Source organism: Natronincola peptidivorans, from assembly GCF_900111615.1.
In the GTDB taxonomy this organism is placed as follows: domain Bacteria; phylum Bacillota; class Clostridia; order Peptostreptococcales; family Natronincolaceae; genus Natronincola_A; species Natronincola_A peptidivorans.
Genome location: NZ_FOHU01000015.1, coordinates 38,530 through 63,763 on the forward strand (window position 1 = coordinate 38,530; position 25,234 = coordinate 63,763).

28 protein-coding genes and 1 riboswitch are annotated in these 25,234 nt (G+C 37.5%); all 28 genes read right to left on the reverse strand.

The genetic code is table 11. The features are described from left to right. Positions 1-143 precede the first annotated feature (143 nt). The 28 genes from BMX10_RS13940 to BMX10_RS14070 all read right to left on the reverse strand — a co-directional run bounded on the left by BMX10_RS13940 (position 144) and on the right by BMX10_RS14070 (position 25,174). A complete protein-coding gene (locus BMX10_RS13940) occupies positions 144-494 on the reverse strand; it encodes a hypothetical protein (RefSeq protein WP_090445551.1) in 351 nt (116 codons plus the stop codon). A 217-nt stretch (positions 495-711) separates the two neighbouring features. After that, a complete protein-coding gene (locus tag BMX10_RS13945) occupies positions 712-1,323 on the reverse strand; it encodes an RDD family protein (RefSeq protein WP_090445554.1) in 612 nt (203 codons plus the stop codon). Positions 1,324-1,511: 188 nt separating this feature from the next. Beyond that, positions 1,512-1,943 carry a hypothetical protein gene (locus BMX10_RS13950; RefSeq protein WP_090445557.1) on the reverse strand — a complete coding sequence of 144 codons (432 nt, stop codon included), beginning with the start codon at positions 1,941-1,943 and terminating at the stop codon, positions 1,512-1,514. Between the two features lie 86 nt (positions 1,944-2,029). Further along, positions 2,030-2,194, reverse strand: a complete 165-nt coding sequence (locus BMX10_RS18090) for a hypothetical protein (protein ID WP_170834832.1) — start codon at positions 2,192-2,194, stop codon at positions 2,030-2,032. 71 nt (positions 2,195-2,265) lie between these two features. After that, complete coding sequence (locus tag BMX10_RS13955) at positions 2,266-3,081, reverse strand: EFR1 family ferrodoxin (protein ID WP_090445560.1); 816 nt, start codon at positions 3,079-3,081, stop codon at positions 2,266-2,268. Positions 3,082-3,175: 94 nt separating this feature from the next. Beyond that, positions 3,176-3,745 (reverse strand): DUF3795 domain-containing protein, encoded by a 570-nt coding sequence (locus BMX10_RS13960; RefSeq protein ID WP_090445563.1) that lies wholly within the window; start codon positions 3,743-3,745, stop codon positions 3,176-3,178. A gap of 229 nt (positions 3,746-3,974) precedes the next feature. Further along, positions 3,975-5,060: a PepSY domain-containing protein gene (locus tag BMX10_RS13965; RefSeq protein ID WP_090445566.1), complete on the reverse strand. Its 1,086-nt coding sequence runs from the start codon at positions 5,058-5,060 to the stop codon at positions 3,975-3,977. A 198-nt stretch (positions 5,061-5,258) separates the two neighbouring features. Next, positions 5,259-5,588, reverse strand: coding sequence for a hypothetical protein (locus BMX10_RS13970; RefSeq protein WP_090445569.1), 330 nt, complete (start codon positions 5,586-5,588; stop codon positions 5,259-5,261). A 223-nt stretch (positions 5,589-5,811) separates the two neighbouring features. After that, complete coding sequence (locus BMX10_RS13975) at positions 5,812-6,237, reverse strand: HNH endonuclease (protein ID WP_090445571.1); 426 nt, start codon at positions 6,235-6,237, stop codon at positions 5,812-5,814. Further along, on the reverse strand, positions 6,215-6,631 hold the full coding sequence (locus tag BMX10_RS13980; protein WP_090445574.1) for a C-GCAxxG-C-C family (seleno)protein: 417 nt from the start codon (positions 6,629-6,631) through the stop codon (positions 6,215-6,217). Before BMX10_RS13980 ends, BMX10_RS13975 begins: the two co-directional genes overlap by 23 nt. A 339-nt stretch (positions 6,632-6,970) precedes the next feature. Then, entirely contained in the window at positions 6,971-7,921 is a 951-nt protein-coding gene (locus BMX10_RS13985; protein ID WP_139176460.1) for a DUF4392 domain-containing protein, read from the reverse strand. A gap of 3 nt (positions 7,922-7,924) precedes the next feature. Next, on the reverse strand, positions 7,925-8,398 hold the full coding sequence (locus BMX10_RS13990) for a nucleoside recognition domain-containing protein (RefSeq protein WP_170834833.1): 474 nt from the start codon (positions 8,396-8,398) through the stop codon (positions 7,925-7,927). Further along, positions 8,395-8,820 (reverse strand): nucleoside recognition domain-containing protein, encoded by a 426-nt coding sequence (locus BMX10_RS13995; protein ID WP_090445580.1) that lies wholly within the window; start codon positions 8,818-8,820, stop codon positions 8,395-8,397. Before BMX10_RS13995 ends, BMX10_RS13990 begins: the two co-directional genes overlap by 4 nt. Positions 8,821-8,904: 84 nt before the next feature. Further along, positions 8,905-10,251 carry an MATE family efflux transporter gene (locus BMX10_RS14000; RefSeq protein WP_208976151.1) on the reverse strand — a complete coding sequence of 449 codons (1,347 nt, stop codon included), beginning with the start codon at positions 10,249-10,251 and terminating at the stop codon, positions 8,905-8,907. A 130-nt stretch (positions 10,252-10,381) separates the two neighbouring features. Further along, positions 10,382-10,729, reverse strand: a complete 348-nt coding sequence (locus BMX10_RS14005; RefSeq protein WP_090445583.1) for a DUF192 domain-containing protein — start codon at positions 10,727-10,729, stop codon at positions 10,382-10,384. 5 nt (positions 10,730-10,734) lie between these two features. Beyond that, positions 10,735-11,655, reverse strand: coding sequence for a type II secretion system F family protein (locus tag BMX10_RS14010; RefSeq protein WP_090445586.1), 921 nt, complete (start codon positions 11,653-11,655; stop codon positions 10,735-10,737). Positions 11,656-11,667: 12 nt separating this feature from the next. Beyond that, a complete protein-coding gene (locus BMX10_RS14015) occupies positions 11,668-12,633 on the reverse strand; it encodes a type II secretion system F family protein (RefSeq protein ID WP_090445589.1) in 966 nt (321 codons plus the stop codon). A gap of 15 nt (positions 12,634-12,648) precedes the next feature. Then, entirely contained in the window at positions 12,649-14,004 is a 1,356-nt protein-coding gene (locus BMX10_RS14020) for a TadA family conjugal transfer-associated ATPase (protein WP_090445592.1), read from the reverse strand. 11 nt (positions 14,005-14,015) lie between these two features. Beyond that, complete coding sequence (locus tag BMX10_RS14025) at positions 14,016-15,239, reverse strand: CpaE/TadZ family protein (RefSeq protein ID WP_090445595.1); 1,224 nt, start codon at positions 15,237-15,239, stop codon at positions 14,016-14,018. A gap of 29 nt (positions 15,240-15,268) precedes the next feature. Then, positions 15,269-15,970 (reverse strand): Flp pilus assembly protein CpaB, encoded by a 702-nt coding sequence (gene cpaB, locus BMX10_RS14030; protein WP_090445597.1) that lies wholly within the window; start codon positions 15,968-15,970, stop codon positions 15,269-15,271. A gap of 24 nt (positions 15,971-15,994) precedes the next feature. Continuing rightward, on the reverse strand, positions 15,995-16,900 hold the full coding sequence (locus BMX10_RS14035) for a TadE/TadG family type IV pilus assembly protein (RefSeq protein WP_090445600.1): 906 nt from the start codon (positions 16,898-16,900) through the stop codon (positions 15,995-15,997). 11 nt (positions 16,901-16,911) lie between these two features. After that, positions 16,912-17,313 (reverse strand): TadE/TadG family type IV pilus assembly protein, encoded by a 402-nt coding sequence (locus tag BMX10_RS14040; RefSeq protein ID WP_090445603.1) that lies wholly within the window; start codon positions 17,311-17,313, stop codon positions 16,912-16,914. A gap of 5 nt (positions 17,314-17,318) precedes the next feature. Next, the gene (locus BMX10_RS14045; protein WP_090445606.1) at positions 17,319-17,822 is read right to left on the reverse strand and encodes an A24 family peptidase; all 504 of its coding nucleotides are present in this window, start codon (positions 17,820-17,822) and stop codon (positions 17,319-17,321) included. 59 nt (positions 17,823-17,881) lie between these two features. Continuing rightward, positions 17,882-18,079 carry a Flp family type IVb pilin gene (locus BMX10_RS14050; RefSeq protein ID WP_090445609.1) on the reverse strand — a complete coding sequence of 66 codons (198 nt, stop codon included), beginning with the start codon at positions 18,077-18,079 and terminating at the stop codon, positions 17,882-17,884. A 117-nt stretch (positions 18,080-18,196) separates the two neighbouring features. Next, positions 18,197-18,283, reverse strand: a riboswitch (cyclic di-GMP riboswitch). 189 nt (positions 18,284-18,472) lie between these two features. Beyond that, positions 18,473-19,105 (reverse strand): single-stranded DNA-binding protein, encoded by a 633-nt coding sequence (locus BMX10_RS14055; RefSeq protein WP_090445612.1) that lies wholly within the window; start codon positions 19,103-19,105, stop codon positions 18,473-18,475. A 129-nt stretch (positions 19,106-19,234) separates the two neighbouring features. Then, the gene (locus BMX10_RS14060) at positions 19,235-20,725 is read right to left on the reverse strand and encodes a Mur ligase family protein (protein WP_090445615.1); all 1,491 of its coding nucleotides are present in this window, start codon (positions 20,723-20,725) and stop codon (positions 19,235-19,237) included. An 84-nt stretch (positions 20,726-20,809) separates the two neighbouring features. Then, positions 20,810-21,586 carry a polysaccharide deacetylase family protein gene (locus BMX10_RS14065; RefSeq protein ID WP_090445618.1) on the reverse strand — a complete coding sequence of 259 codons (777 nt, stop codon included), beginning with the start codon at positions 21,584-21,586 and terminating at the stop codon, positions 20,810-20,812. Between the two features lie 138 nt (positions 21,587-21,724). Then, positions 21,725-25,174: a tetratricopeptide repeat protein gene (locus tag BMX10_RS14070; protein WP_090445621.1), complete on the reverse strand. Its 3,450-nt coding sequence runs from the start codon at positions 25,172-25,174 to the stop codon at positions 21,725-21,727. Positions 25,175-25,234 lie beyond the last annotated feature (60 nt).

Sequence of the window (25,234 nt, forward strand, 5' to 3'; positions counted from 1 at the left end):
CATTTTTGTGTAACACTTGATTTCTATGTTGCAAATAATCCATCTGACACCCAATAACATCAGACAAATCAATCCTCCCCATAATCCTTCCTGTATTATGAATATATACATTATCAAATCTTTTTTTCTTTATTGAATATGTATTATGTTAATAATCTGTAAATAACGAACATTATACCTATCAAATAAATCGTGGTTAAGATTGTTTTGTTATTCTTGGCCAGCCATTTAGGAAGAAAAATATCAAATCCAACCTCTGTATTGCTTGTATATTTCTTTCCAATATTGGTAAGGGGACAACGCCATCCGTTGATAAGAAGTATACATCCTTCAACGATAACTAACACAATTGCAACCCAAGTGTATAGATTCATCTCGTCGATTATTGCAGTGTAAAGAATATAAAATATTATTAGAACAAAAAATGTCCAAATAATCGTATGTATAACCTTAATAATAAGAAGCTCAAAGCTTTGATTTTTAGATTTTCCCAATAATTATACACTCCCAAAGACATTATATTAAGAAGACTACAAATTATACCCCAGCTTCGGTGCAACCCTCAGTATGAGTGGTTGGTTAGACCTTGTCCAATAGGGACTTCCACCCTGTAAAATAATGCTAAGCTTTGCTTGGTACACCAACGTACTGTGTATTTGCAACGTCCTCTTATCTAACCTATAGGCATTTGTTACTGATCTTTATATCGAATCAAGCTAATATATTAATATAGTTTTTAATAACAGGAATCATTAATATACCTATTGCTATAAGTACCTTTACAGTTCCTATGGTGCTGTGTGTAACCTTATGTTTCCCCATTTCATCCCACTCTGTTATACCATCATTAGTAAGCTTGGTATAGGACATTATATTTGTGATGGCTGAAACAATAGGTATAAAAAGCCCTTCTCCATAAAAGAACACCCCCCAAACTCGTCTTAATCCCTCTTGATAAGACAGCTTAGTTCCGTCTTCCTTAGTAATCCTAATATTTAAAATCCATTTGCCAGGGGTACAGCCATATCGTGATATCAAGTATGCCTCAAGGAAACTCCATACTGCCATCGTCAATAAACTGCCTATGATCCCCCAAAGGAATATACCTACAAGACCTTTCCAAATACCCCAAGTAGATATATCCAACCATATCATTTGATCCTCAGGAATTATAAACCTTATGCTCTCCATAATTACTACCCATATTTGAAAATCAATGCCACGGGCCCAATACCTTACCCACGGACGAATTTGACTACATTCTTTTTCAGGCATCCCGCTATCCTTTTGTGTTTCTTCCAAATTATTAGAATCAAGAGTCATGATGTATCCTCCTCTTATAGATATACGTCTTATATTTTAATTGCTATTTATTCTGAAGTAATTACGTAAAAATCAAACCTTGTAGGATCAATTTGTTAATTCCATTGCATAGTTTACTAGGTGAGAACTTGGTGGTGTTAATAAAACCTATGGAGTCTTTAAGCTATATATAACTGTTGCAACTCCAATTAAAATGTAGCCTTTATAAGTATCTTTATTTTTTCCACATAAATACTAGGACCAACTACTATTGCCTGATTTTCCTCAACTGTTAAAGTAATTCTTCCGCTAGATATCCATCTATCTACCCAATTAAACTTTGGTTTTACTATGAAAAGATCATTGTTCTCATTTATAATTTTTAACCCAGTACATTCTAAATAATTCCTGAGAAATACTGAAAAACTTTCTTTATCCTCTATCGGTATTTGGATTTTGATTTCCTGATAATTATTAGCACCAAAGATGCCATAGATAAGAGAAGTAATTATCACTATATTCCAATTTATTTCGAGGTCAAATATGATTCCCCCAACGACTACATAAAAAACTAATAATATAATGACCATTAATAAGAAAAGTTTTAACCTCATCACTATATTCCAATTGATTTCCCTCACCAAACCTACTCCTTTTCAATATGATTTTGCTTTTCACCTTATGCCTCTACTAGGTCTTTTATAAATAAGATAAAGTAAATATCCATCTACATATCACTTATTTTCCTTATTTTTTCCCATAATTTAATTAGAAAATTTCCTATCCCAAGGGTTTCCCCAATATGATTTGCGAATTTCATCCAAATTCTTACGATTGCTATGACTATAAAAAACACCATTAATAGTGCTAAACCCGCTTGAATATACTCCATAAGTTATCCCCTCCTTTATTTATGGGAATAATTATATATAGCATCCCCCATTGACAAAGCCTTTTAGCCTATCACAATAATTCATTTTTTATCCTTTCCTTGAAATCCTGATAAAAGCTTTCATTCAGTTTAGTTCTTTTTCTAGTTTTTGCGGATATTATTATAGCTTCATTAGGACAATGATGTACACATTTAAAGCAAAATTCGCATTCCTCTCCTTTATATTGAGGATATTTTCCCGCTGTATTCCAACACTTTCTTATGCAATCATCAGCACATTTTTTGCAATTCACACAGTGATTTTCTAGTACTTTTAATTTATGCCTATAAGCCTTCCCCCCGACTTTATTGGGATAGTTTAGTATTTCGTACAGCTTATAGGATGGACATTGGACTTTACAAGTTTCAGAATGAATCATCTGCTGTATTCTTTTTATATCCGACTTTATCTTTAAAGCTATATTTTTTTCAAAATCAAACATAAAAGGTATTGGTGGCAAAAGCAATGCTCCATCGGCAGCAGGTGCTCTATATACCGAATATCCATTTACAATTATATTTTTAGGTAAACACTCTTTGATGAATTCTCTTAAAGCATTTCCTGACAAAAGACCATATGTAGTAAATACAAAAGCCTTCTTTGGTTTGTCAAACGTCGGCATATTTTTAATAAACTGCATCATAGAAGGTGAAGGACTACAATGATATGTAGGAAAAGCAAAAATAATAAAGCTATAATCATGCAATTTTTTATAATCATATTCTAATCCAATTGGATTTATATCAATAGAATACATATCTAACTGTTCATAATAAAGTTCAGCTATTGTTTTTGTGCTGCCGGCTCCCGAATGATATAATATTAGAATTCTATGGGTGTATTCCAAGACAATCCTCTCCTCTTATAGAGAAATCATAGGCATTTTAGAAGAATAGCCTTATCTGTATGTAAACAGACAGGACTGTTCCCTTTGATGCCATCTATTTTTCATCACCTTTTTTACGGAGTTTTACAGAGTATCCCTCCTGTTTTGCGATCTCCTCTAATAGTGAGCGTAAAACTTTTGCTTTGCTCTTCATATCTAAGCCATGGGATTTTTCTTTGGCTCTTCTTAATGCTTCCTTTAACTCTTCGATTTTCATAACAGTGGCAGCGATGCAATAGTAGCTTTTGGAACGACCTTCATTAAAATTATCTAACATATCCTTTAGGATTTCTTCTCTTATATCCATCAATCTTTTATATTCTTCAAAACCCTTTTCCTGTATAAAATCAATATCCTCCTCAAGCTTTTGATAGCATTTAAAGGAATCATATTTTGTTCCCGCTTCACGGTGCTTCTTCCACTTTTCACAATCATGGCTCTCTTTACATTCCCAGCAAAACTCAATCTTTTTTTTCTTAATAGCACAGGTGATAAACAGACATCCAAGAGCCATTCGTGATTCACTCTTACACCCTCCACATCTGCTTTTAGCATCTGTATGATACTGAGGACACAATTGACAGGCAAGACCACATATCCCCATTTCTGGGTATCTAATTTTCATCAGTAATTACCCCCTTTATTTTGCCATTATTCAAACCAACATCATCTAACAAATATTCCCGAAATAATTCCAATATCCTCCAATAAATATTCGATAAACTTCGACTTTATTGAAAGAGAAGAACGAAGCATCCTCTATCATTTCAGAGCTTATCTTGAAAACATAGGTTTCTGGAAAGCAGAAAACCCCTTGCCCCACATAAGTAGGGAAGAGGTAGTTTTTTTTATCATCATAGTCTTCTTGAAACATCTCCAGTATAACCATCTACATTATAAAAACTGATGGTGGTAACACGTGTCCCTTGATTTTTAAAAACTCTCATTTCGTAGTAGGGGTGGTCTTCTGATGGATAGCGAGTTATTTGAAAGGATGCTTCCCCTTCTGTAGCATCTGCAATCTCACTCAAAGTCATAATAGCATGGATAGCTTCTTCTTCAGTGATGAACTTATCTTCAGCAATTTCATTCTCTATAGGATCGATAGCAAAATTATTGTTATCAGCATCATTGTCTGTGTCTTTTATGTTTTCGATGTTTGACAGTTTTATTACATGATTATTTGCTATACCATAAACAGCTGTCATCTTCTTATCATGAAAAGTATTGCTAAATGGACCTAAGCCGTCTTCATCATGAAGGTCTATTCCCTCTAATGTACTAACAGACCAATCTATTACTTGGTTGAATTTATCTGAAGGAAATAATAGTCCCACTAGCTCAACTTCTAATGCCAATGTTTCTTTTAGTCTTTTGCTGTCATAAGCAACAATATGCTTACCATCGATGCCGTACATAATACCCGCCATCTTTATATTCTCCTTATAGCCTAAAATCGTTATACGTGTGGTAGGATGCTTTGCTGAGCTTCCTATCACCATAGGAATGCCTTCTGGATCTGCTTCTTCTGTAAAAATAAAGCCATATTCATCATTTGAAAAGAATTCTGTAATAGCTTCTCTTGGTATTTTCAAACCTTCATAACCTATATGATCTTGATTGTATAAGCTTTCTTCTGTGTCGTCGTCTATTGATGCTGTAGTTGAACTGTTAATACCTTCATCCTCTAAGTCAGTATTCATATCACTATCTATGGATAATGATTCGATTTCTTCAATAGGAGGATTTATAGCCCTATTATTACCTGCATCTCTATTCTCCATAACGTCTAATCCCACACCTGCTAAACATAATAACAATCCAACAGCTCCCACAATAATATAATACTTTTTTTCTTTTTTCCTGTAAAAACTTATAGCCAGAAAAATAGAAGAGATAAAAACAACGCCAATACCTAAAAGTCCTAATAAGATGCCCATAAAAGATTTACCTCCATATTTTTTTGTCGAAAGAGAAGTGACTACATTTTTTAACTAAATTAATTTCTCATTATTTATTTTCTACAAATAGTGACAAACTCCTCCTTATATTAAAAATCACTTACTACTGTCTTCTATCAAAATAACTTTTGTATCAACCTTTATGTATTCATCCTTTGCAAACAAAAAAGCTGGAAATCAATCCAGCTCATCCTTTCTCTCATTAGCAAATTGTCTTTCCGCCTCTTCAATGATTTCTCTCGGTATAAGATCACCAGTGTCTACATACATGTCGTCCGTCATAAAGTAATCATCTATTAAGTCATCATTGGGTATGCCTGTCTCTGTACCTATCTCTAGCTTCAGGTCATTAGGGTCTTTTGGTATAATAGGATCCATAAGTCCACCACTATTGGTACTTTTGCCTTCTATAGATTTATCTATGTCTCCTATTTCGCCACTCATTTCTGAGTTAAATTTATCTATGGCTTTTAACTTATTGGGGTTCAATAGTTTTCGCCTTTTCAAAATAATTCACCTCTTTTGTATTTAAAATTGATATTATTTTTTGCATAACTATCATTTAAATACGAGGGAATTAAAGGTGATATTTTTAAAGGTGGTCAATAAACTATCATAAAAATAACTATTTTCTACAGCACCACAAAATTTTTTTTCGAAATCCATTTTTTTGAAGGCTTCTAAAGGCTGTATTTTTTGTGGTTTTTATCCTCTTATTATTTCTCTAACATCAATTTCCTTCATAATTACCTATGACCACAAGCTTTACTATTTTATTATGCTTTACATAGACCCTTTTATTATTGCTTTGAAAAACCACATAGTCTCCAATCTCTTCAATTCTATGAATGGCTTCAATATCTTCTAGTATTTTTTGCAGCTTAATATTCACAGCTATAATCTTTCTATCCTTTACCCCTTGCTTAAATAAGGCTATTATCACCTCTTCATAGTCCTTTGGAACAGCGCTTTTTTTGTATTTGTTGCACCTTTTACAGCTTAGAACAATGTTATAAATATCGTTAGGACCTCCCCTGCTTTTAGGAAGATAGTGATCTAAGCTGGTTTGCTGAAAGGGCAATGGCTTTTCACAAAAATAACACTTTCTTTCATCTCGTTCATAGATGTAAGACTTATTTATTTTTTTGGGCCTCATCCTGAATAATTTCCTCCACTACCTCTGCCACCGCCAGCACAATATACTTACATTTTTCTTCATCATTATGACGATATTTTTCCTTTAACAATTTACAATTCGCTGTTCCAAGCTTTTCCTCAACCCTATGAAACAGCTTTTTTACAATACTTTTAATTCGATCTCCCTCATGGGCCCTATCCTCAACAAACATAATGCTGAGGGCCGCAATAGCTCCAGTGACAGCCCCACAGGTTTCCTCTATCGCCATGCCTCCACCAAAACCAGCCATCATTTTTAAGGCATCCTTTGTCAGCTGTAAATCGTAGGCATCATTTATGGCATATAGTGTAGCTTCTGCACAGTTTAAATCACACTCAGGGCTATAGTATTTTTCTGCCTTTTCCTTTAACATAGAACATTTCCTCCTCCTTTATACATATCTAAAAAATACAAATTATTGGTAGAACATATATCCATAATTTATACAACTATTTCCTTAACTATAATTTTATACTTTTATCACTTATAAATCTAGATAAATCATTCGTAATTAATTGACTTGCTTTATTAAAGAAGGTATTCTTTTACAAAAAGAAACCTATATTTTTCATACAATACAGGTTTTTAGGCTGTTGAAAAACCCCCATTTTCTTCGTTACTTCAAAAACCCAGCACCTTTACGTATTACCTATACGCTGCAGTCGCTGGGTTTTCTTGCGCCTCGAATTTGAAGATTTTTGAACAGTCTGAATTAATTATATTGTAATGCTTCATAATGCATATTTTCCCTTACCTTACTACCGCTATATTTATTGAGAATAGTGTGCAATCCATTTAGTATCAGTAGATTGGTCTCTAGGCTCAATCCATCTACCGTCATTGTTCTTTCCTTAGTGCATCCATCTACAGCACCTGCATGTACAATAGCCCCCAGCATTCTTTCCTCCATCTCCTCATTATGTAATAACCGCTGAGAAGCTAATAAGGAAAGTCCTGCTACAAAGGCATGTCCTCCCCAGTTGGAAACATCAGCTATCACCAAATAGTCAGCGGCTGTGATGGCGGATATTTTTTCTCCCTCTGGAAGACATTGAGAAAGGATAGATCTTACCTTTCCCATCCCCATTTCATTGCCGCCATCTCCTATGGCTATGGTTACTATGTTTTTATCCACTACCTTTCTCAGCAGCAGGTCAGTATTTGGAATGATATCTCTTAGATCTTCTCCATCCATAGAATAACAACCCCCATCCATTGCTCTGCCTGGTCTCTCTAAGGCCACGATATGGGATGGCTGGTATTTTTCTAGTAAATGCCTGCAAAAATCATCAGACCCATCAAAGGGTACAACTTCTATAGGTATTTTTATGTTTAAGCTTTTACAGCAAGCCTCTATTAGTTCCTGTGAGTACTTATCTGTTATTAATACCACTTTCTTGTCCAGCTGGAGCAACCCATTTGCTAGTGAAGCAGCTCCCAACGGACCATCTGTTTCTCCTGTCATGGTTTCCTTTATACAAAAACCAGTAACAATCATCACCATGGAAGCTTCATACAATTCCTCTATAGCATACCGAAAATCCTCGAGATATATGTTTTTTGTTAATCCTCTGTTTCCTAAGTCCTGTGTTATCAGAGCTTGTATCTCCTGGAACGCTTCTATAAAGCTCATATTTACAACCCCTATCGTTGTTTTCCCCAAAATTTATACTTCCTTCGCAGCCGCCTGTTCCAACTCCTCAATATCTTCTATAGAAACGTACTTTGATAATAAATAGGTCATTATAAATGCAGCTACAAGTCTAGAGCCTAATAAAATAAATCCATTGGCACCTACTGCCACAAGTATAAGGGTATCCTCTATAATTGCATGACATGCCGCTAAAAAGGCTACCATAAGAAACAGATCTCGCTTTGATAGATTGCCTTCTTTTGCTGTTTGGATAATCACCCCTGCTCCAAAGGAAAGTCCAAAGATGATACCTACCAATAAAGGTGTCACAGAGCTTTTGGAGATATTAAAAATTCGGGAAAAAAATTCAAAAGGTTTTACGATTTTGTCTAATATTTTGTAGTCCCTAAAGAGCTGTAGCACCACCATGATTGGAATAACATATTTCATGATAGTGGTTATGGTGCCTACACTGCCTAGGGTAGCTTCCTTTATGATCTCTATCATAGGATTGCACCTACCCTTCCTACAATCAGTCCTGCTACTAATGCTAGCCCTACCCTGATTAAAACAACCTTGATTACACTTACCCCCAGTCTTTTTGTTACTGCTGTCTCCACCAATAGTGCATGGGAAAAGGAAAGCATCACTGCAATAATGGTTATTTCTAGATTTGTTAAGGCAATGGCTTTCATTGCACCTATCGCTGCATATAAGCTTAGTAGATTTCCTATTACTAATACAATTGCTGCTTCCCCTGGTAGATTAAAAACTGTCATTAGAGGGGTGAATAAGTAAGCAATCCAGTCAATGACAGGTGTGTACTGAAGGAAGGTTACAACAAAATATACAGGAATAATCACCTTTGCTAGCATCCAAGTAGTCTCAAGCCCTTTTAAAACCCCTGTTTTAATAGAATTAATAAACATGCAAGCCCTTCTTTCTGTAAATGTATATATGCTCTTCTGCATTATATTATAACATGAAAGGTTAGACAAATGTAATTACTTTCTTTACTGCTGCCAATCTACATTGACTTCCTTCCAGCTGCCTTTTTTGTAGCGTGCTGTCATCAAAGATGCCTCTACAATAAACTGTATAACAGAAACTCCCCATACATAGGCAACATGCAGCTGAAATACAAATACCACCATGTAAATCAAGGGTAATCTTATCAATAGATTGGTAATTAAGGCGATTTTAAAGGGTCCCTTTGTATCCCCAGCCCCTTTGAGTGCCCCTGAGGCTGTCATGCCAATGGCTATAGGAATCTGCTCAAAGGCACCTACCCTTAGACACATGGCTGCAGTGGCTACTGTAGCTCTATCAGTACTAAATAGTGCCATAATAGTATGGGGTATCATAAAGAACAATATCCCCACGGATCCCATGAGTAAAACAGCAAAAAGTGTAGCTTTTTTTGCACTCTTATCGGCAGATTCTATGTCTTTGTTCCCTAAGTTTTGTCCCACTAGAGTTGTGGCTGCAATAGCAAAACCATATCCCGGCATAAAGGAGATGGATTCAGCCGCTACCGCAAGAGAATGGGCGGCATAGGCGATGGTTCCCAGCTGGGCAATCCATAATGCAGATACCAGTCTGCTGCCTTCGTTCATCATCATCTCTAAGCCAGCGGGTATACTGAGATTTGTCACCGCCTTTATGGCTTTAAAATCCCATTTGAATAAATAGCTAAGCTTCAGCTGTATACCTGATTTTCCCCTCAATAGGAAGTATAAGGTTACCATGGCTGCAACTGCTTGTGCAGTACCGGTTGCAATGGCTGCCCCCCTTACCCCCAACTCAGGAAAACCAAATTTTCCAAAAATCAAAACATAGTCACCAACGATGTTAAAGGTATTGGCAACAATAGCAGATACTAAGGGAATCACGGTATTACCTGCTCCCCTAAGCATTGCATTTCCTATCATTAATGGTATAAAAAAGAAAAGACCAATAGATACGATTCTTAGATAATCTGTTCCTAGGATGATAACCTCCGGGTCCTGTACTACTCTTTGAAAAATGGGCTTAGCCCCTATGATTAGGAGTGTTCCCACCATGATGCTTATAAGGATGCCTATTAATAAGGCTTGAGCCCCTATGTATTCTGCTTTATCTCTTTCACCAGCACCAATATGCCTTGCCACCATAGCGGTAGCGCCTATCCCTAGGGCACCAAAAATATGACCCATGGAAAACATGATATGGGCCCCAAGATTTACACCAGCAATAGCTGCTGGTGTCAGTCTTCCTACCATAGCGGTATCAGCTGTCCATACTAATGTATGCATCATCATCTCCAGTATAACAGGCCATGCTAATATTAAAATCTGCTTTGAGATGTTTTTACTTTTCAATGGATATATCCTCCTACAGTCAAATCAACCTATAAATGAATATATCATAAGTACATCATTATTTCCACAGCAATATTGATTTATCACTAAAGAGAATGCTGATCTCCTAGTGTAGGATATCAACAATTTTTTAAGATATCTCTAAAGTCTCTCCTGCCTCCAGTTGCTTTTTAGCTGCTACTCCTGCCTTCATCTCTATGGTATAGCAGGCATTTTTATCATGGGCTCTAGAACCAGGCTTTATATTTTCCCTAATGGATAGGATTTTTTTGTTGTCATCTAAGAATACGATATCAATGGGAAATTGCATCCCATAGCAGTGAATAGAGCGGCACGGGTAAAAAATCATACCCTCCTCTTCTTCAATATGCTTTTTGCCTAAAAGTCCCTTTAGTCTGATAAAAAAACTGTCTGCCAAAGCTGCCTTCTCTAATAATATTTCCTTTTTCTCTATTCTATAAATAGTATAAGATTTCATAGCTATTACCTCATGGCTTCCATAATCTGCATTACTGCAGGTCCTAGTAACACAATAAATATCGTTGGAAAAATAAAAAATACCATAGGTAACAGCATTTTAATCGGTGCCTTCATGGCTTTTTCCTCTATTTTTTGCTTTCGCCGAATTCTCATCTGTTTCGATTGTACCCTCAGCACTTTTCCAATACCAACCCCCATTTGGTCTGCCTGTACAATAGCGCCAATAAAGCTGTTAAGGTCTTCTTCCCCCGTTCTATTGGTCAAATCCTTTAGGGCATCCCTTCTGGGTTTTCCCATTTTCATTTCCTGCAGGGTTTTATTGAATTCAGAGGAAATGGGGCCAGTGGTTTTTTCCACTACCTTTTTTATGGCAGCATCAAAGCCCAAACCTGCCTCTACGCTTACTGTCAGTAAATCCAGTACATCTGGCAGCTCCTTGCCTATTTCCATCTGACGGCTTCTAGTTTTCAGCTTTAATAGGAGGTCTAGCAACAGTCTGCCAAAAATTAATCCCCATAAAAACCCTAGCAGCTGTATAAACAAACTGTCAAAATAGAGGAACGCAATGACAAAAACAACAATTCCCATCATCACCGTTACTGCATAATAGAGAGAAATAAACTCAGCCCCGCTTAAATTCCATGGGTTTCCTGCCAGTAATAGCTTTTTTTCTATGATGTCTCTTTTTCTGATGGGAGTAAACCTTTGGGTGATAGTGGAAATCCATTTTAATAATGGCTTTATTATTCTATCAGCAAAGGAGGACTGCAGCTCTTCATTTATATAATACTGATTTTTCCTGTGCCTGTTTTTAATACCATGTAATCGTGCCTCCATTAATAGCTTGTTTGCAAAAATAATATTCCCAGCACCATAAAACAAACAAAAAAAAGTTAGGAAGCTTAAAATTATAATTCCTATCATACTAACCTCCTCCTACACCTCAATATTGATAACCTTTTGAATAAAGAAAATTCCTAATCCTTGAGATACTACCCCTCCCGCTAAAATCATCCAGCCAATTTCTCTCTCCAGCATTACGTTCATATAGGAGGGATTCATCAGCATTAAAATTACAAACATCACTGGCGGCAGCAGACCAATAATTAGACCTGATATTCTGCCCTGTGCCGTTAAAGTCTTGATCTCACCCTTGATTCGAATACGTTCTCGAATGGTGGAGGAAATATTATCTAATATCTCTGCTAGGTTACCTCCTATTTGCCTTTGAATCAAAACAGCTGTAACCAATAGCTCTAAATCATCAGATTCTACTCTATCGGTAAGATTCATTAATGCCTGATCGATTGGTGTGCCTAAATTAATCTCTCTTGTGGTTTTCCCAAACTCTACTGCCAATGGCCCTGACATTTCCTTGCTGACCAAATCAATGGTCTGCTGAAAGCTGTATCCTGCCCTCAGACCATTGGACATCACTGTTAATCCTTCGCCGATTTGATGGTTTAGTTTTTCAAATCTTTTTGCCTTCTTTCTCTTTATAAAAACATTAGGCAGTATTAAGCTTAAGACTCCCAATACTACTGTGGGACCTATGCTTTTCCAAAATACCATACCGGCTGTAATAGCAAAGGCAAAGATAAAAAAGTATAAAACAATAAACTCCTCCCCCTTCATGGGAATCTCTGCCTTCAATAGCTCTTTTTCTATCTTTTTTGTATAGGATTTTGTTGCAAAGGCTTTTCCAAATAACCCTAATAGCTCCTTTAAATGTAAGCTTCTCCTGGTTTTTTGGAGCTCCTCCTCCTCCAATTGAAGATTGCTATCTGTATAAAAAGCCATTCTATTCAAAACCCTTTTCTTTTCTCCTGTCATGATAGCATGTATGCCTAGTACCATTAAAACCACTGTGATAAAGCTAAAGCCTGCTATAAAACCTTCCATGTGACCACCTCATCTCTATAGAGAAGGTATAAAGATATCCTTTGGCAAGGTAATACCTTCCTCCTCCATTCGATTTAAAAACTTGGGTACAATTCCACTTGCCCTATGCTCCCCAATGATATTACCTTTATCATCCAGTCCTTTTTGCATATAGTTAAAGATATCCTGCATCACGATGGTATCCCCCTCCATACCCAAAACCTCTGTGATATGAGTGATTTTTCGGCTACCGTCTCTCATTCTGCTTTGCTGTACGATAATATTGATGGCAGATGCAATCTGCTCTCGTATGGCCCGAACAGGTAAATCCATCCCTGCCATCAGCACCATCGTTTCCAATCTAGCCAGCATATCCCTAGGTGAATTGGCATGTCCAGTTGTAAGGGACCCATCATGACCTGTATTCATGGCCTGCAGCATGTCTAATGCCTCTCCGGATCGCACCTCTCCTACAACGATTCTATCAGGGCGCATTCTTAAGGAGTTTTTTACTAAATCCCGCATAGTGATAGCCCCCTTACCTTCTATATTGGAGGCCCTTGTCTCTAGAGAAAGGACATGATCCTGATGGAGCTGCAGCTCCGCCGCATCCTCAATGGTAACAATTCTTTCATGGTTTGGTATAAAGGAGGACAGTACATTTAAGGCTGTGGTTTTACCGCTGCCGGTGCCTCCAGAGATTAAAATATTGAGACGGGCTTTGACGGAGGCATCTAGAAATTTACCCATATTTGGGGTCAAGGTGCCAAAACGAATTAAATCCTGGATCTTAAAGGGATCCTTGGAAAATTTTCTTATGGTAATACAGGGTCCCTTTAAGGAAAGGGGGGGAATGATGGCATTTACCCTTGAACCATCCGGTAATCTAGCATCTACCATCGGCATACTTTCGTCAATCCGTCTTCCAATAGGAGATACGATTTTGTCAATAATGTGCAGGACATGTTCATGATCTCTAAAAACGATATCTGATAAGGTGATTTTTCCACTTTTTTCAACATAAACCTGCTTTGGTCCATTCACCATAATTTCTGTAATGGCATCATTTTTTAATAGGGATTCTAAGGGACCAAAGCCCAGCACCTCGTTCATAATATCAGAAGTAATTCCCTGCCTTTCAGAATAGGGTAAAAAGCCTGCATCCCTATCTAAGCAGGAGGTAATCAATTCTGTTACTCTTTGGGCAAGGAATTCCTCCGATGCTTTCCCTTGCTTTAGCTCTTTATCCAACTTTTCAATGATTTCCTTATGAATTTTATTTTTAAGCTCTCCATACTTGTCTTGTTTTTCTTCTTTAATAGGTGCTTTTGTTTTTGTGGCTACATCCTCTTCTGTTAAGCGTTGTTTTTCTATCCTCTGGAGTAGAGACACATCTGTCACCCCTAACTAAATAATCTTTTAAATCCAGATCTTTTGCTGCTGACTTCCTTTAATTCCTTTTGATAGCCATAATCCTCCGCCACCATTTGGGCAATTTCCTCAATAGCTCTGCTTATTTTGGCACTGGATTTATTCATGACAAACGGCACGCCACGATTGGCAGCCCGTACCACCAGTTTTCCATCGCTGGGCATTTGATTGGCAATATGAAAATCTAAGGTTTCTTCAACATCCTTAGGTGTAATGCCAAACTCTTCAGAGGCTCTATTTAAGATGAGCTTTATTTTTCCCTTATAATGTAGGGTGTCCAGTAGATCAAGACTAAGCTTCATATTTTTTACCGCAGGTAAGTCCATCGACATCACCATTACGATTTGATTGGACATATCCAAGGCACTTAACACTGTATCATGAAATAAAGGTGGTGTATCGATGATAATATAATCATAATGATCCCTCAGTACCGTTAACAGCTCCATAATAAAATCACTGGTAATCAATTCAGAATCCTCAGGACGAAGGGGAGCAGGCAGCAGCTTAATACCAGAAACATGGGGTACAAGATAGCTTTCTATAAGGGAGATATCCAGCTTGTTCTTTTCCTGCGCCAGCTCTGCAATACTTTTTTTCGGTAATATATTTAAAAAGATGGCTGCATCTCCAAACTGCAGGTCTAAATCTATCAACAGGATCTTTCTACTGCTTTTTTTCGCCATTTCTACCGCCATGTTAACAGAAAGAGTGGTTTTCCCTACCCCTCCCTTTGTACCAAAAACAGTAACGATTTGAGGGGTATTGCTGTGTTGCTTTTTATGATGTACTTTTACTGATTCAAAGTTTGCAATACGCTTTTTCTCTATTTGATAGGTTCTACGGATAGCATCCAGTAAATCTTCTGGCTGAAAGGGTTTGATTAAGCAATCTCTCGCCCCTGCCAGCATTGCTTTTTTCATCTGTTGAAAATCCTCATGGCTGTTGACCATAATCACTGCTACATCAGGATTGCTTAAGGTAATTTTTTCTGTTACAGCTATACCATTCATCATTGACATGTTTAAATCCATAATAATGATGTCAGGGAGAAGCTGTCGGGTTTTTTTAATGGCATCCTCACCGTTGGTTACTTCTCCAACCACCTGTATATCTTCTGCTTTAGACAACAAACTGCCATAGTAGCCCTGAGTCTCCATAATATCATCTGCTATCAACACTCTAATTTTATCCATTCCTTTCCCCCCTCCTCTTCACAGTCTTGTTATTCTTCAAGAAAATCCTCCACCTGAAAGGCTTCAGGCTCGGTTTTACTATCATCAATTGGCGATCGGAGCATTAAGCTGATGGCCCCTCTTTGATTGGCATGCTTTAATGGCAGGGAATCCTCCAAGGATACCGCCACAGTGACAGTTTTTGCTTCAGGATTTTCGTTAGAATGCTGATTGATGTTCCTTCCAACCGCTAAAATCTCAATATCCTGAAGTACTACCAAGGTGTAGGTAATAGGCGGATCCTCCCCAGCGTTGATGGTGGTGATGATATCTACTCTATCTCCTACCTTCAGTAATCCTGATACACCACTGACCTCATTCACTGCTATAGACAGCGCTCTTTTCCCTTGGGGAATCTTATAGGCCAGCCCTTGCTTATGCTCTCCTGAGGAAATCACTTGATTGGATAATATACTTTCTCCCCTAGTAATAGGAATTAATGCAATTTTTCCTGTTACCTCCTTTACATCCGTCACTGCATTAGGGTGCTTATAAGCTGCTGGTATTTCCTTCAACTCTACCATATTGGCTGAAACAACTGTATTGGCATTAATGTCCTCCACTGCTATGACAATCTCTATATACTCCGTTGTATTCATTGTTTCTTTAGCCTTATTTAAATAGCCATAGATCATCATAGAGGTAACCAATCCAAGCAAAATAGCTGCAACGAATATCACTTTACCCTTCATCCTATATCTCCCCTAGTCTTATATTTATTGTGTTAGCTTTACTCCATATAAACCATAGTCGCTTCCGTCAAAGTCAATTTCTCCTTCAGAAACTGTTTTTATAAATCTCCCTGTAATAAAGTTATCAGTTCCTTGTCCCTCTACCTCATCTACTAAAAACATTGCGAAGCCCATTACCTGCACCTGCTTGTGTCCTACCTCCTGTATAATAGGCACCTTTAAAAGTCTAGGACATGCGGGATGAAAGCTGGCTGCGGTGCAATAGGGGATATGATTGCATTTTTCTATTCTAAAATCTATCGCTCTCTTGGTGGGGTTAGACATGTTCCCCGTTTCTACATCTAATACATCCCCTACTCTAATGATGCCTTCATAGCCATCTGTAAGATTTTCTTCATAGGTTTTAGAACCTGAACCGCCTAAGGCTAGGGCACCAAACCAACCTTCTTCTGATTCACCTGCTCCTACCTTTAGGGTATACTCTTCATTGAATTGAAAGTTAAAATCCTCTATACCCAATGGTACTGCACCATTGACTCCTGCAATGGGGGCTACCTGGGCAACTGCATCTGCCCTTACCATGCTATCGCTGAAGCCTATAAATCTAGCAAAAAAGAAGGCTATATTTCTTTCTGCCGAGACCTTGAGGATTCTATCATTGTCATACACCTCTATGTTTATCTCTTCCTCCCGCAAATCGTTGGCGATGCCATATACTCTTGCGGCATCTACTGCTTTTTCAGGAAAAAAAGGGAGCTCCTGTGCTCCTGCCAAGACAGCGGCATCTACTCCATTGCTGAGCTGAGATTTTGCTATATATAATAGCCCAGCATCCAAAACCACTGCCGACACCCCCATAAATACCGTCAACCCTAGAGCTACGAGAATAATTGCACTTCCCTTTTCTTCTTTTATCAATTTTTTTATCATTTTCTCTCTCCTCACTCCATTCGCATCATGACTCTGCCGGATACCGTGTAAGAATCATTCATAATAGCTGAAATAAAGGGTGCATAGATTTTCACAGGATACTGCACCTGGATCGCCACGCCATCTCCCCTTTGTCGAGATACATCCGACGGTGTCACTTCAACCGTTAGCTTTGATGCATCCAAGGTAAGGGGTGAGGTTCGATTTTGTACAATAGCAACCACCTCTGTGTCACTGGCTCCCACTGCTGCCGCCCTTGCCCCTTCTCTTGCACCATGCAGGATAACCAGCTGTGTACCAAAAACCCTACCAAACTCAATCATGCCAAAAACAAGGAGTAGTAGAATCGGCAGCACTAATGCCAATTCTACAAGAGCCTGTCCATTTTCACTTTTTCTAAGTTTATTTATCATCAATGTCACCCCACTATTATAAAAGCCATTATTGCACCAATGGTTATGGCCAATCCATAAGGAAACATGTTATTTTCGACATTATTATCAAAGGAGATGATCTTAAATCCTGAAATCATCATAAGCTTAAGGCCTTGTCCTATTGACTTTACAGTAGATAATAGCTCTCTCTGATAAAGCAATATCCCAATAGCGATAACCCCTCCAGCTAATCCCATCCAAATCCCTGTATAGAGGGCAAAGGTTGCACCTTTAATAGCTCCGATGGTGGCTAGAAGCTTTACATCCCCTGCTCCAATTCCTCCTAATAGGAAAGGAATCAATAGGATACAAAGACCTACTATAAAACCTACGAGAGCCTCTTTTATGCCAACCCAGCCCCCAGTCCATAAATGTATAAGAAGCCCAATAGTTAAGGCTGGTACCAAAACCTTATTATAGATTTTTCTTTTTTTTATATCTGTTACTAAACAAATCATCAAGGTAATCATCAATAAAATATTTTCCATCCCTTTTCACTTCCTCTTTTGTGAAAATGAAGCCCTACCTCTATAGGTAGGGCTATGTATTAAGATCCTTCTCCTGTACCGCCGCCTGCCTCAGCACCAGCTAATGTATCTTTAATGTTATCAAAGATTTCTCCTAATCCTGTCCCTAGTGCCCTTAGCCCAATAATAACTGCTAAGGCTACCAATGCGATAATCAAACCATACTCTGTCATTCCTTGTCCTTCTTCTTCTCTCCACAATCTCTTTAGTAATTCCATTCTTTTTCCTCCTTTTCATTTTCATAATATTTTGATAATTTCCGTTGGTTCCTTCCAAATAGAAAGAACCCTCGCCAGACGGCCAGGGGCTCTATAAATAAACACTAGAATCAGTACCCTCGCAACTGGCTGGCATAGTGGTAGTCCACCTTAGCCCCTTTAGCTTTGCGTCACCATCTTTCAATGGCTTTGCCAAATATTATTTTGTTGGTTAGTTATTATTATAATGGGAAATGAATGGAATGTATATCAATCAAATGCCTCATTTTGCATGTGCCTACTGCCTTATCCCCAGTCTATCTAAAGACTCATGCTATATACGCCTTCAGCACTAATACTGTGCCTATATTTACTTAGATTCTATTATCCTCCAGCCGGCATCCTTCCTTGATTTTACTCCTCCTCCACCATTTCCATCTTGGATATGGATACCTCATAGGCGGTTTTATTTAGGACCGTACCATCCTGAAACTTCTTTTGGTACCTTCTACTTTGAATTCGTCCCCATGTCCTAATATGGTCTCCAACCTCCAGCTTGGATGAAAATCTTGCGTTTCTGCCCCAAGCGATACATGGTATGTAGTCGGATTTATTATAGGATCTATTGACAGCTATCAACAAATCTGTGATTTCTCTACCAAAGGGTGTTTCCCTGTAAATTGGCTGTTTACAAATAAATCCATCTAGATATATCTGGTTTGGGTTTTTTGATTCTTCTTCCTCCACTATAGTAGTAATATCCCTTACAAAAACAGTCAACACCAGCTTATTATTGCCATTGATAAATTTATTGTAGGACCTTAATTGCCCTTCTGCTTTTATAATATCACCTGATTTTATATTGATGTCTACTAAAAGCCTTTCCGAGATGGTTAACGGTAGATAATCGCAGGAATCACTAAGACGAGGGATCTCTATCGTATAAATATAAAAACCTTCCCCATATATTTCATGACTAAACTCTTTTTCCCCAATTATTTTACCTACTAGGATTACACTATTACTATTCATAAAAGTATCTGACACAATACCCCACTCCCCCTTCTATTCTTATGTTTATTTTTGGACGAATCTATAAACATTATTATTCAACAGAAGAGATAATTATGTCTTATAAAAGAATCTTTTATGAATAATTTTTCAATCCTGCTATGATTAATGCCTAGGAATGATATCTTGGTACCCTATTGTATGGGGTGCCTTTTCATATGTATTTCTAGCTCTTAGATAACGCATGCATACCTCAGCCCCATGGTTCATCCCCTGAGCACCTAGCAACAATAAAATATCCCCCTTTCCCAGCTTGGGCATTATATTTTTTATACTATCCTTCAGCTTTTTTTCATAGGTAAAGGAAATATTTTCCCTACTGAGGACCTCAATGAAAATATCTCTTTCTTTTTTCCCTACTACGTCCAGTGGTTCAGTATAATCGACACTTTCAGTGATAACAATGGTTTCTGCTTTTAATATGGACTGCCACTGTTTCATGATTTCGGCTATCTCATAATTAATCTCTATGCCTCTGTTGCCTCTAATGGCATTAATGATATGAAGATTTTTATATGGCATGCTTTGTATGCTTTCAAAAACGGTTTCATAGCTGGCAGGATTATGACAGAAATCATCAATGATGGTGTACTCCCCTTGATAGATAATGTCCATCCTTCTTGGAACATTTTTAAATTTTTTCAAAGACTTTGCCATAGCTTCTATAGGGATGTCCAGCAATAAACCACAGGTTATGGCTGCCAAGGTGTTATAGATATTGTGCTTACCAATAATATCGATAGAAAATGGGTACTCAAAAGCCTCTATTTCCACCCCTGATAAGGTGGTTAATCCCCTCTGTAGACAAAAAGTAAAAGAGGTTGTTAAGCCTGTATCGATGCTGGAGGCAGTAATGGTGGCCTTGCCACTCAAGCCATAGGTGATAACTAAGATATGATTGTTTTTATCTAAAAGCTTTACCCCCCCATCATCGTCTAAGTTGATTATTCCTATCTTTCCAGGGGACAAATGGTCAAACAATTTCTTCTTTGATGCAATATAATCCTCAAGGGTTTTATGAAAGTATAAATGATCTCTTTCAATATTGGTATGAACTGCAATATCAAATTCTATGCCCCACACTCTTTCGTTTTTTAGGCCATGGGAGGATACCTCTAGAACCACTACCTGCACCTTTTCTTTAACCATCTTATGGAGATATGCATAAATCACCTCTGCATCAGGTGTTGTTAGCTGATTTTTGTATTCTTTATCATTTATTTTTGTATTTAGTGTGCCTATAAGTCCTGTGGAAATGCCATTGCTTTTCAGTATATGATAGATTAGATGGGTGGTGGTTGTTTTTCCATTGGTTCCCGTTACCCCTATGACAGTTAATTTCTCTGTAGGATATTCATAAAAGGTATTGCATAGCTCCGCCAGTTTTCTTCTAGCATTTTCTACTTTTTTTACTGGCACTGTTTTGATCTCTATGTCTTTTTCCGTAAAAATAATAGAGGCTCCTTTTTGTATGGCCTCATCAATATAATTATTTCCATCGTTTTTTTCACCTATTAGAGCCACAAATGCATACCCCTCTTTTACTTTTCTAGAGTCACAAGTAACGCCCTTTATCTCTATATTATCGATAATCATTTCCACATCTCCTCTTCATCCGCTTAACTACAGTAATATTATATTTTGTAGTTGATGAAGAAATTATGTATAAAGCTTTTTGGGTTAATTAAGAGGTTGTTGTCTGCCGGAAGGATCCATCCTATAGTCATCTTTCATAATCAGCTCAGATATTGGTACGATTTGATATCCCTGCTGCTGTAATCTTTCTAATACCAATGGCAGGTACTCAGCAACATATTTTGCATTATTATGAAAAAGTACAATGGAACCATTTTTTACATTTCTTGAGACCCTATCTACAACTGGGTTCACCCCCATCTCCTTCCAGTCTAAGGAGTCTACATCCCATTGAATGGTATAGTAGCCGATTTCATCTGCAGTGGTAATTAGCAGGTTATTATAATCCCCAAAGGGTGGTCGAAAAACAGTAGGTCTTTCTCCAATAATAGCTTCTATCTTTTTCTCTGTGGTCTGTAGTTCATTAATAATCTGCTCTCTACTTAATTTTGACATATGGGGATGGGTTGAGGAATGATTTCCAATCTCATGGCCTCTACTATGTATTTTTTTAACCATATCAGGATATTTGTCTACCCAAAACCCAACTAAAAAGAAGGTAGTTTTCACATCATATTTATCCAAAGTATCTAAAATATCATCAGTAAACTCATCGCCCCATGCAGCATCAAAGCTAATAGCTATTTTCTTCTCCTCCGTTTCTACGCTGTAAATGGGCAGTTTTCTCTCAGGCGAAAAGACTGCTACCATACTGGCTAAGCCTCTATCAAAGCTAGTTAGAAAAAGAATTAGTATAAGCATCATAAGTATGATTATCAAAGAAATAGCAATCGTTCTTTTAGAAAAAACATAAATTCTCATACAACTCCCCCTATGGTGAAAGTATTCTATTTAATGTTTATTCTCTAAGGCCGGAAATATGATGAAATCTTTCAATCAAGATAACAAAAGACGATGGATAGTGTAAAACCTCATCGCCTCTTATAGTTGGTATTCTCTTTATAACTTCATTAATGCTTGGATTCTGTCTTTATAATGCTTTATCCTCTGGTGATTCAATTTTGGACTAGATTTACTTTTCTCAAAATATTGTAGTCCCTTCTGATAATCATCTATCGCTGGTTGTCTTTCTCCCAATGCATCCTTAATGCTTCCCCTACCTAAATAGGCTTCTGCTAAGCTAATATAATCAAATGATTTTTTCAGTCTGGTGAAATCCTCCACTAGTTCTTCTCTCACCTCAATGGTTTTATCTAAATCCTGTATTGCAGCAGTATATTCCTCCTGTTGGGCATAGGAAGCAGCTCTATTCATATAAGCATCCATGTATATATATAGGATGGCATTGTCGATTTCTTTATCCTTTCTCATATCCTCTAGCATAACGATGGCTTCATGATAGTCCTCTATTGCCTCTGGATGTCTATCAAGGTGAAAATAAGCCTGTCCTCGGTTATTATATAGGTTAAAAAATAGGGATCGATTGATGATGGCCTGTTGTTTCTTAAGAGCATCAATCAGTTCCAATGCTTTATTATAATAGCTGATGGCTTCCTGATGTTTATGGGTATTGGCATAGGTTACCCCAAAGTTTAGGTATTGATAGGTTAATTCCTGCGGATGTCCTTCCTCTTGATTTTGAGAATTCTCTAAAATAGTGATGGCTTCTCGGTAATCCTCCATAGCTCCCTCATAATCTCCCATGGCATCCCTTACATTGGCTCTCTTGCTGTAGGTAAAGGCCGTCAGAGCTTCCCTTTCCAGATGGTTACTTTCCCTTAGAGCTTCTACATAGTCTACTGCCTTTTCAACGGATTTATATGCCTCCTCTATCCTATGCTGTTCCTCTAATATGGTGGTTCTTTCAATATAGATATCTAAAAGAAGTCTGTGGAGGGATAGCTCTCCCCTTTTATGTAATTGCTCTAATAATTTCATGGCTTCATTGGCATATTTTAAAGCATCGGAAAGCTGCCACACGCCTCTACAGGAAATAGCTAGGTTGTAATAGATTTGGGCCAATAATTCTTTATTCTCTACTATGTTCCTAGGCATTTTATTTTTTAGATGCTTAATGGCCTTTAAAAAATGAGGGATTGCGTTCCCAGTCTCACCTATGGTGCTACGGAGGATGCCCTGATTCATCTGGATCTTTGTAATCAGTTCATCACTTAAAAACGCTTCGTAGTCCAACAGGTTAGCATACCCTGCCAAACCTCGTACTACTTGGTATTCTTTAACACCCTCATGAAATAAATATTGATTGTTTAAATTAAATATTTTTGAAAACATTGCTGGATTGATCCTAAAGCCTCTTTGTGCTTTATCCTTCTTTAGGTAGTAGGTAACATAATAAAGGATATGGGCTGTTAAATGCTGCTCACCATCGTAGATGGCAGAAGAATAATCCTTATCCTCTGATTCCTCCACCTGAATCCCTTCAAATTGGCTGCACCAGGACAGAATCAGCTCCTTGATTTCACTAGCATAGTTCAATTGAATGGTTTCCTGCAGTTTTTTATGACCAATGGAGATTACATTGCTCTCACGATTACTTCTCTCAGTCTTCAAAAACCCTCCTATATCCTTTAAAAAACCTAATAGCTTGAAGCTTCTCTTTTCATCCCCCATCAAATAAGCTATTTCTCTTATGGTAAGGGGTTCATAGGCTATAGCCAAAATACATAAGATCTTCTTGATGTGATAAAAATATTTTTCTCCATAATGGCTCCTAAGAACCTTTAAATAATATTGAAAAATCTGGTGCTGTCCTTCAAGCAATGCATCAAGATTCGCCTGACCTGTCGAGGTGGTTATTTCCTTTAAAGCATTTAAATAGAGAAATCGATTTTCGCAGAGCTGCAATATTTTTTCTATCTTTTTCTTCTCTTGTATCGTAGGCTCCTGCTCACCTAAGCCTAATACTCTTTTCTTTATATAGCTCTTTAGTATTTCAATGTTATTTTCATCATTCCTATGAACCTTTAGCTTTTCCACATCTCCCAAGGTATTTAATTGTTTTTTTGTATACTCAGCTAGCTCTTCATCCACCCGTGAAGTTATGAAAATATATACATTTTCAGGCAACATCTGGGCAGGAGGAAGAAAGGCAAATATCTCCTGGATTTCATTTTCAGGAATTTCATCTATACCATCTAGTATTAATAGCAGCTTTTTCCTTCTCTTGCTGCTGCAAAGCCTCAAAAACTTTATCATGGCTTCCTTTTTATTTTGTAATCCTGTATGGATGCCTTCTATTTCACCCTCAAGAGCTTCAACTTCATAGTCCAAAGGCGTGTTTTCGGCCTTCTTCCCCCGTTTCAAAGTATAGGTTAGGCCCGAAGCAAAGGCTGCAGCCTTTGACCCATAGGTATCATTAAAATAATATCCTCGGACTGTAGTATTCTTTATCTTAACAGTATGATTTTTCAATTGGTCCAATGCCCTTGAAAAGGTAGTTTTTCCCATGCCCCTCTCCATCTGCAATAGAAAAATTCCTTTTTCCTTCTCTAAGCAGCCCTTTACCCACTCCTCCAGATAGAAAGGTCTAGTAATCTCTTGAGCATTATAGATTTCTTCTAAAACCATTCTTTCTATTTGAAAATAGACTGGATCCTCTAAAGAAGCATCTTGGTCATCAAGCATATCCTGGTAGAGATCTCCATCCTTCCGTAGAGTTTTATGTAATGCCGTGACCTTTTGGTGAATTTCGCCATAGACTTCTTTTTTTATACCATGGGTATAGTTCAACATATGGGTTTTTTTCTTCCTAGAATAATAAGTATCATAAAAAAACAATTGATTGTTTTCTATAAACATATACGGAAACATCGGCACTTCTTTCTCCATGACTATGATGCTTTGAATGGTTTCTATTGCTTGTTGATTCTCTTCTAGAGGTTGGAAGCTCTCTTGGGTAGATATTTTAAAGTTGGTATAGATGTTGTCTATTTCTTCATCATCAAAATACCCTGTGATTAGAGCAATTTTTTCCTCTAAATCCTCTTTAAAGGATGCATCTGTATCCAGCTTCAATGCTCCATGCCCGATATTTGTATTTCTCCACTCCACTAAATCATAATCCTTGTATTGCTTTGCAATCTTTTGTATTAGTTTTATTACATTTATATCTATGTCTTTATTTTTGCCCAGTCTGTTGGCAATATTCCGCCAGTCCCCTAGGGCAAGAGGCTTTTTTACAATACTATAGAGCAATCCCTTTCCCTCTTGGTTCCATTCCTCTTGATGATAGATCTGGCTGATGGCTGCTAGAACCGGCAGCTTTAGCATAATCTCAAACATATCTTTGATTTGTAATAGTACCCCAGAGGTTTGTCCTTCCTCCAGCATGGTAAACATTCGCTTGTATTCATGGACCAAAATTTCAGGATATTTTTCGTACTTCTCTTTCTTTAACCATAATCCCTTATTTTCACACAAGTCCTTCATTTTTCTGCCCCCTTTTCTGTCAAAGATATTTTTTATAAATTTACTATCCCTTATTCCATA

Excerpts from the sequence above, each read along its gene's own strand:
- BMX10_RS13945 (WP_090445554.1), bottom strand. The coding sequence starts at position 1,323 with ATGACTCTTGATTCTAATAATTTGGAAGAAACACAAAAGGATAGCGGG.
- BMX10_RS18090 (WP_170834832.1), bottom strand. The coding sequence starts at position 2,194 with ATGGAGTATATTCAAGCGGGTTTAGCACTATTAATGGTGTTTTTTATA.
- BMX10_RS13960 (WP_090445563.1), bottom strand. The coding sequence starts at position 3,745 with ATGAAAATTAGATACCCAGAAATGGGGATATGTGGTCTTGCCTGTCAA.
- BMX10_RS13965 (WP_090445566.1), bottom strand. The coding sequence starts at position 5,060 with ATGGGCATCTTATTAGGACTTTTAGGTATTGGCGTTGTTTTTATCTCT.
- BMX10_RS13975 (WP_090445571.1), bottom strand. The coding sequence starts at position 6,237 with ATGAGGCCCAAAAAAATAAATAAGTCTTACATCTATGAACGAGATGAA.
- BMX10_RS13980 (WP_090445574.1), bottom strand. The coding sequence starts at position 6,631 with ATGTTAAAGGAAAAGGCAGAAAAATACTATAGCCCTGAGTGTGATTTA.
- BMX10_RS13990 (WP_170834833.1), bottom strand. The coding sequence starts at position 8,398 with ATGATAGAGATCATAAAGGAAGCTACCCTAGGCAGTGTAGGCACCATA.
- BMX10_RS13995 (WP_090445580.1), bottom strand. The coding sequence starts at position 8,820 with ATGTTTATTAATTCTATTAAAACAGGGGTTTTAAAAGGGCTTGAGACT.
- BMX10_RS14005 (WP_090445583.1), bottom strand. The coding sequence starts at position 10,729 with ATGAAATCTTATACTATTTATAGAATAGAGAAAAAGGAAATATTATTA.
- BMX10_RS14010 (WP_090445586.1), bottom strand. The coding sequence starts at position 11,655 with ATGATAGGAATTATAATTTTAAGCTTCCTAACTTTTTTTTGTTTGTTT.
- BMX10_RS14015 (WP_090445589.1), bottom strand. The coding sequence starts at position 12,633 with ATGGAAGGTTTTATAGCAGGCTTTAGCTTTATCACAGTGGTTTTAATG.
- BMX10_RS14025 (WP_090445595.1), bottom strand. The coding sequence starts at position 15,239 with ATGGATAAAATTAGAGTGTTGATAGCAGATGATATTATGGAGACTCAG.
- cpaB (WP_090445597.1), bottom strand. The coding sequence starts at position 15,970 with ATGAAGGGTAAAGTGATATTCGTTGCAGCTATTTTGCTTGGATTGGTT.
- BMX10_RS14035 (WP_090445600.1), bottom strand. The coding sequence starts at position 16,900 with ATGATAAAAAAATTGATAAAAGAAGAAAAGGGAAGTGCAATTATTCTC.
- BMX10_RS14040 (WP_090445603.1), bottom strand. The coding sequence starts at position 17,313 with ATGATAAATAAACTTAGAAAAAGTGAAAATGGACAGGCTCTTGTAGAA.
- BMX10_RS14045 (WP_090445606.1), bottom strand. The coding sequence starts at position 17,822 with ATGGAAAATATTTTATTGATGATTACCTTGATGATTTGTTTAGTAACA.
- BMX10_RS14050 (WP_090445609.1), bottom strand. The coding sequence starts at position 18,079 with ATGGAATTACTAAAGAGATTGTGGAGAGAAGAAGAAGGACAAGGAATG.
- BMX10_RS14060 (WP_090445615.1), bottom strand. The coding sequence starts at position 20,725 with ATGATTATCGATAATATAGAGATAAAGGGCGTTACTTGTGACTCTAGA.
- BMX10_RS14065 (WP_090445618.1), bottom strand. The coding sequence starts at position 21,586 with ATGAGAATTTATGTTTTTTCTAAAAGAACGATTGCTATTTCTTTGATA.
- BMX10_RS14070 (WP_090445621.1), bottom strand. The coding sequence starts at position 25,174 with ATGAAGGACTTGTGTGAAAATAAGGGATTATGGTTAAAGAAAGAGAAG.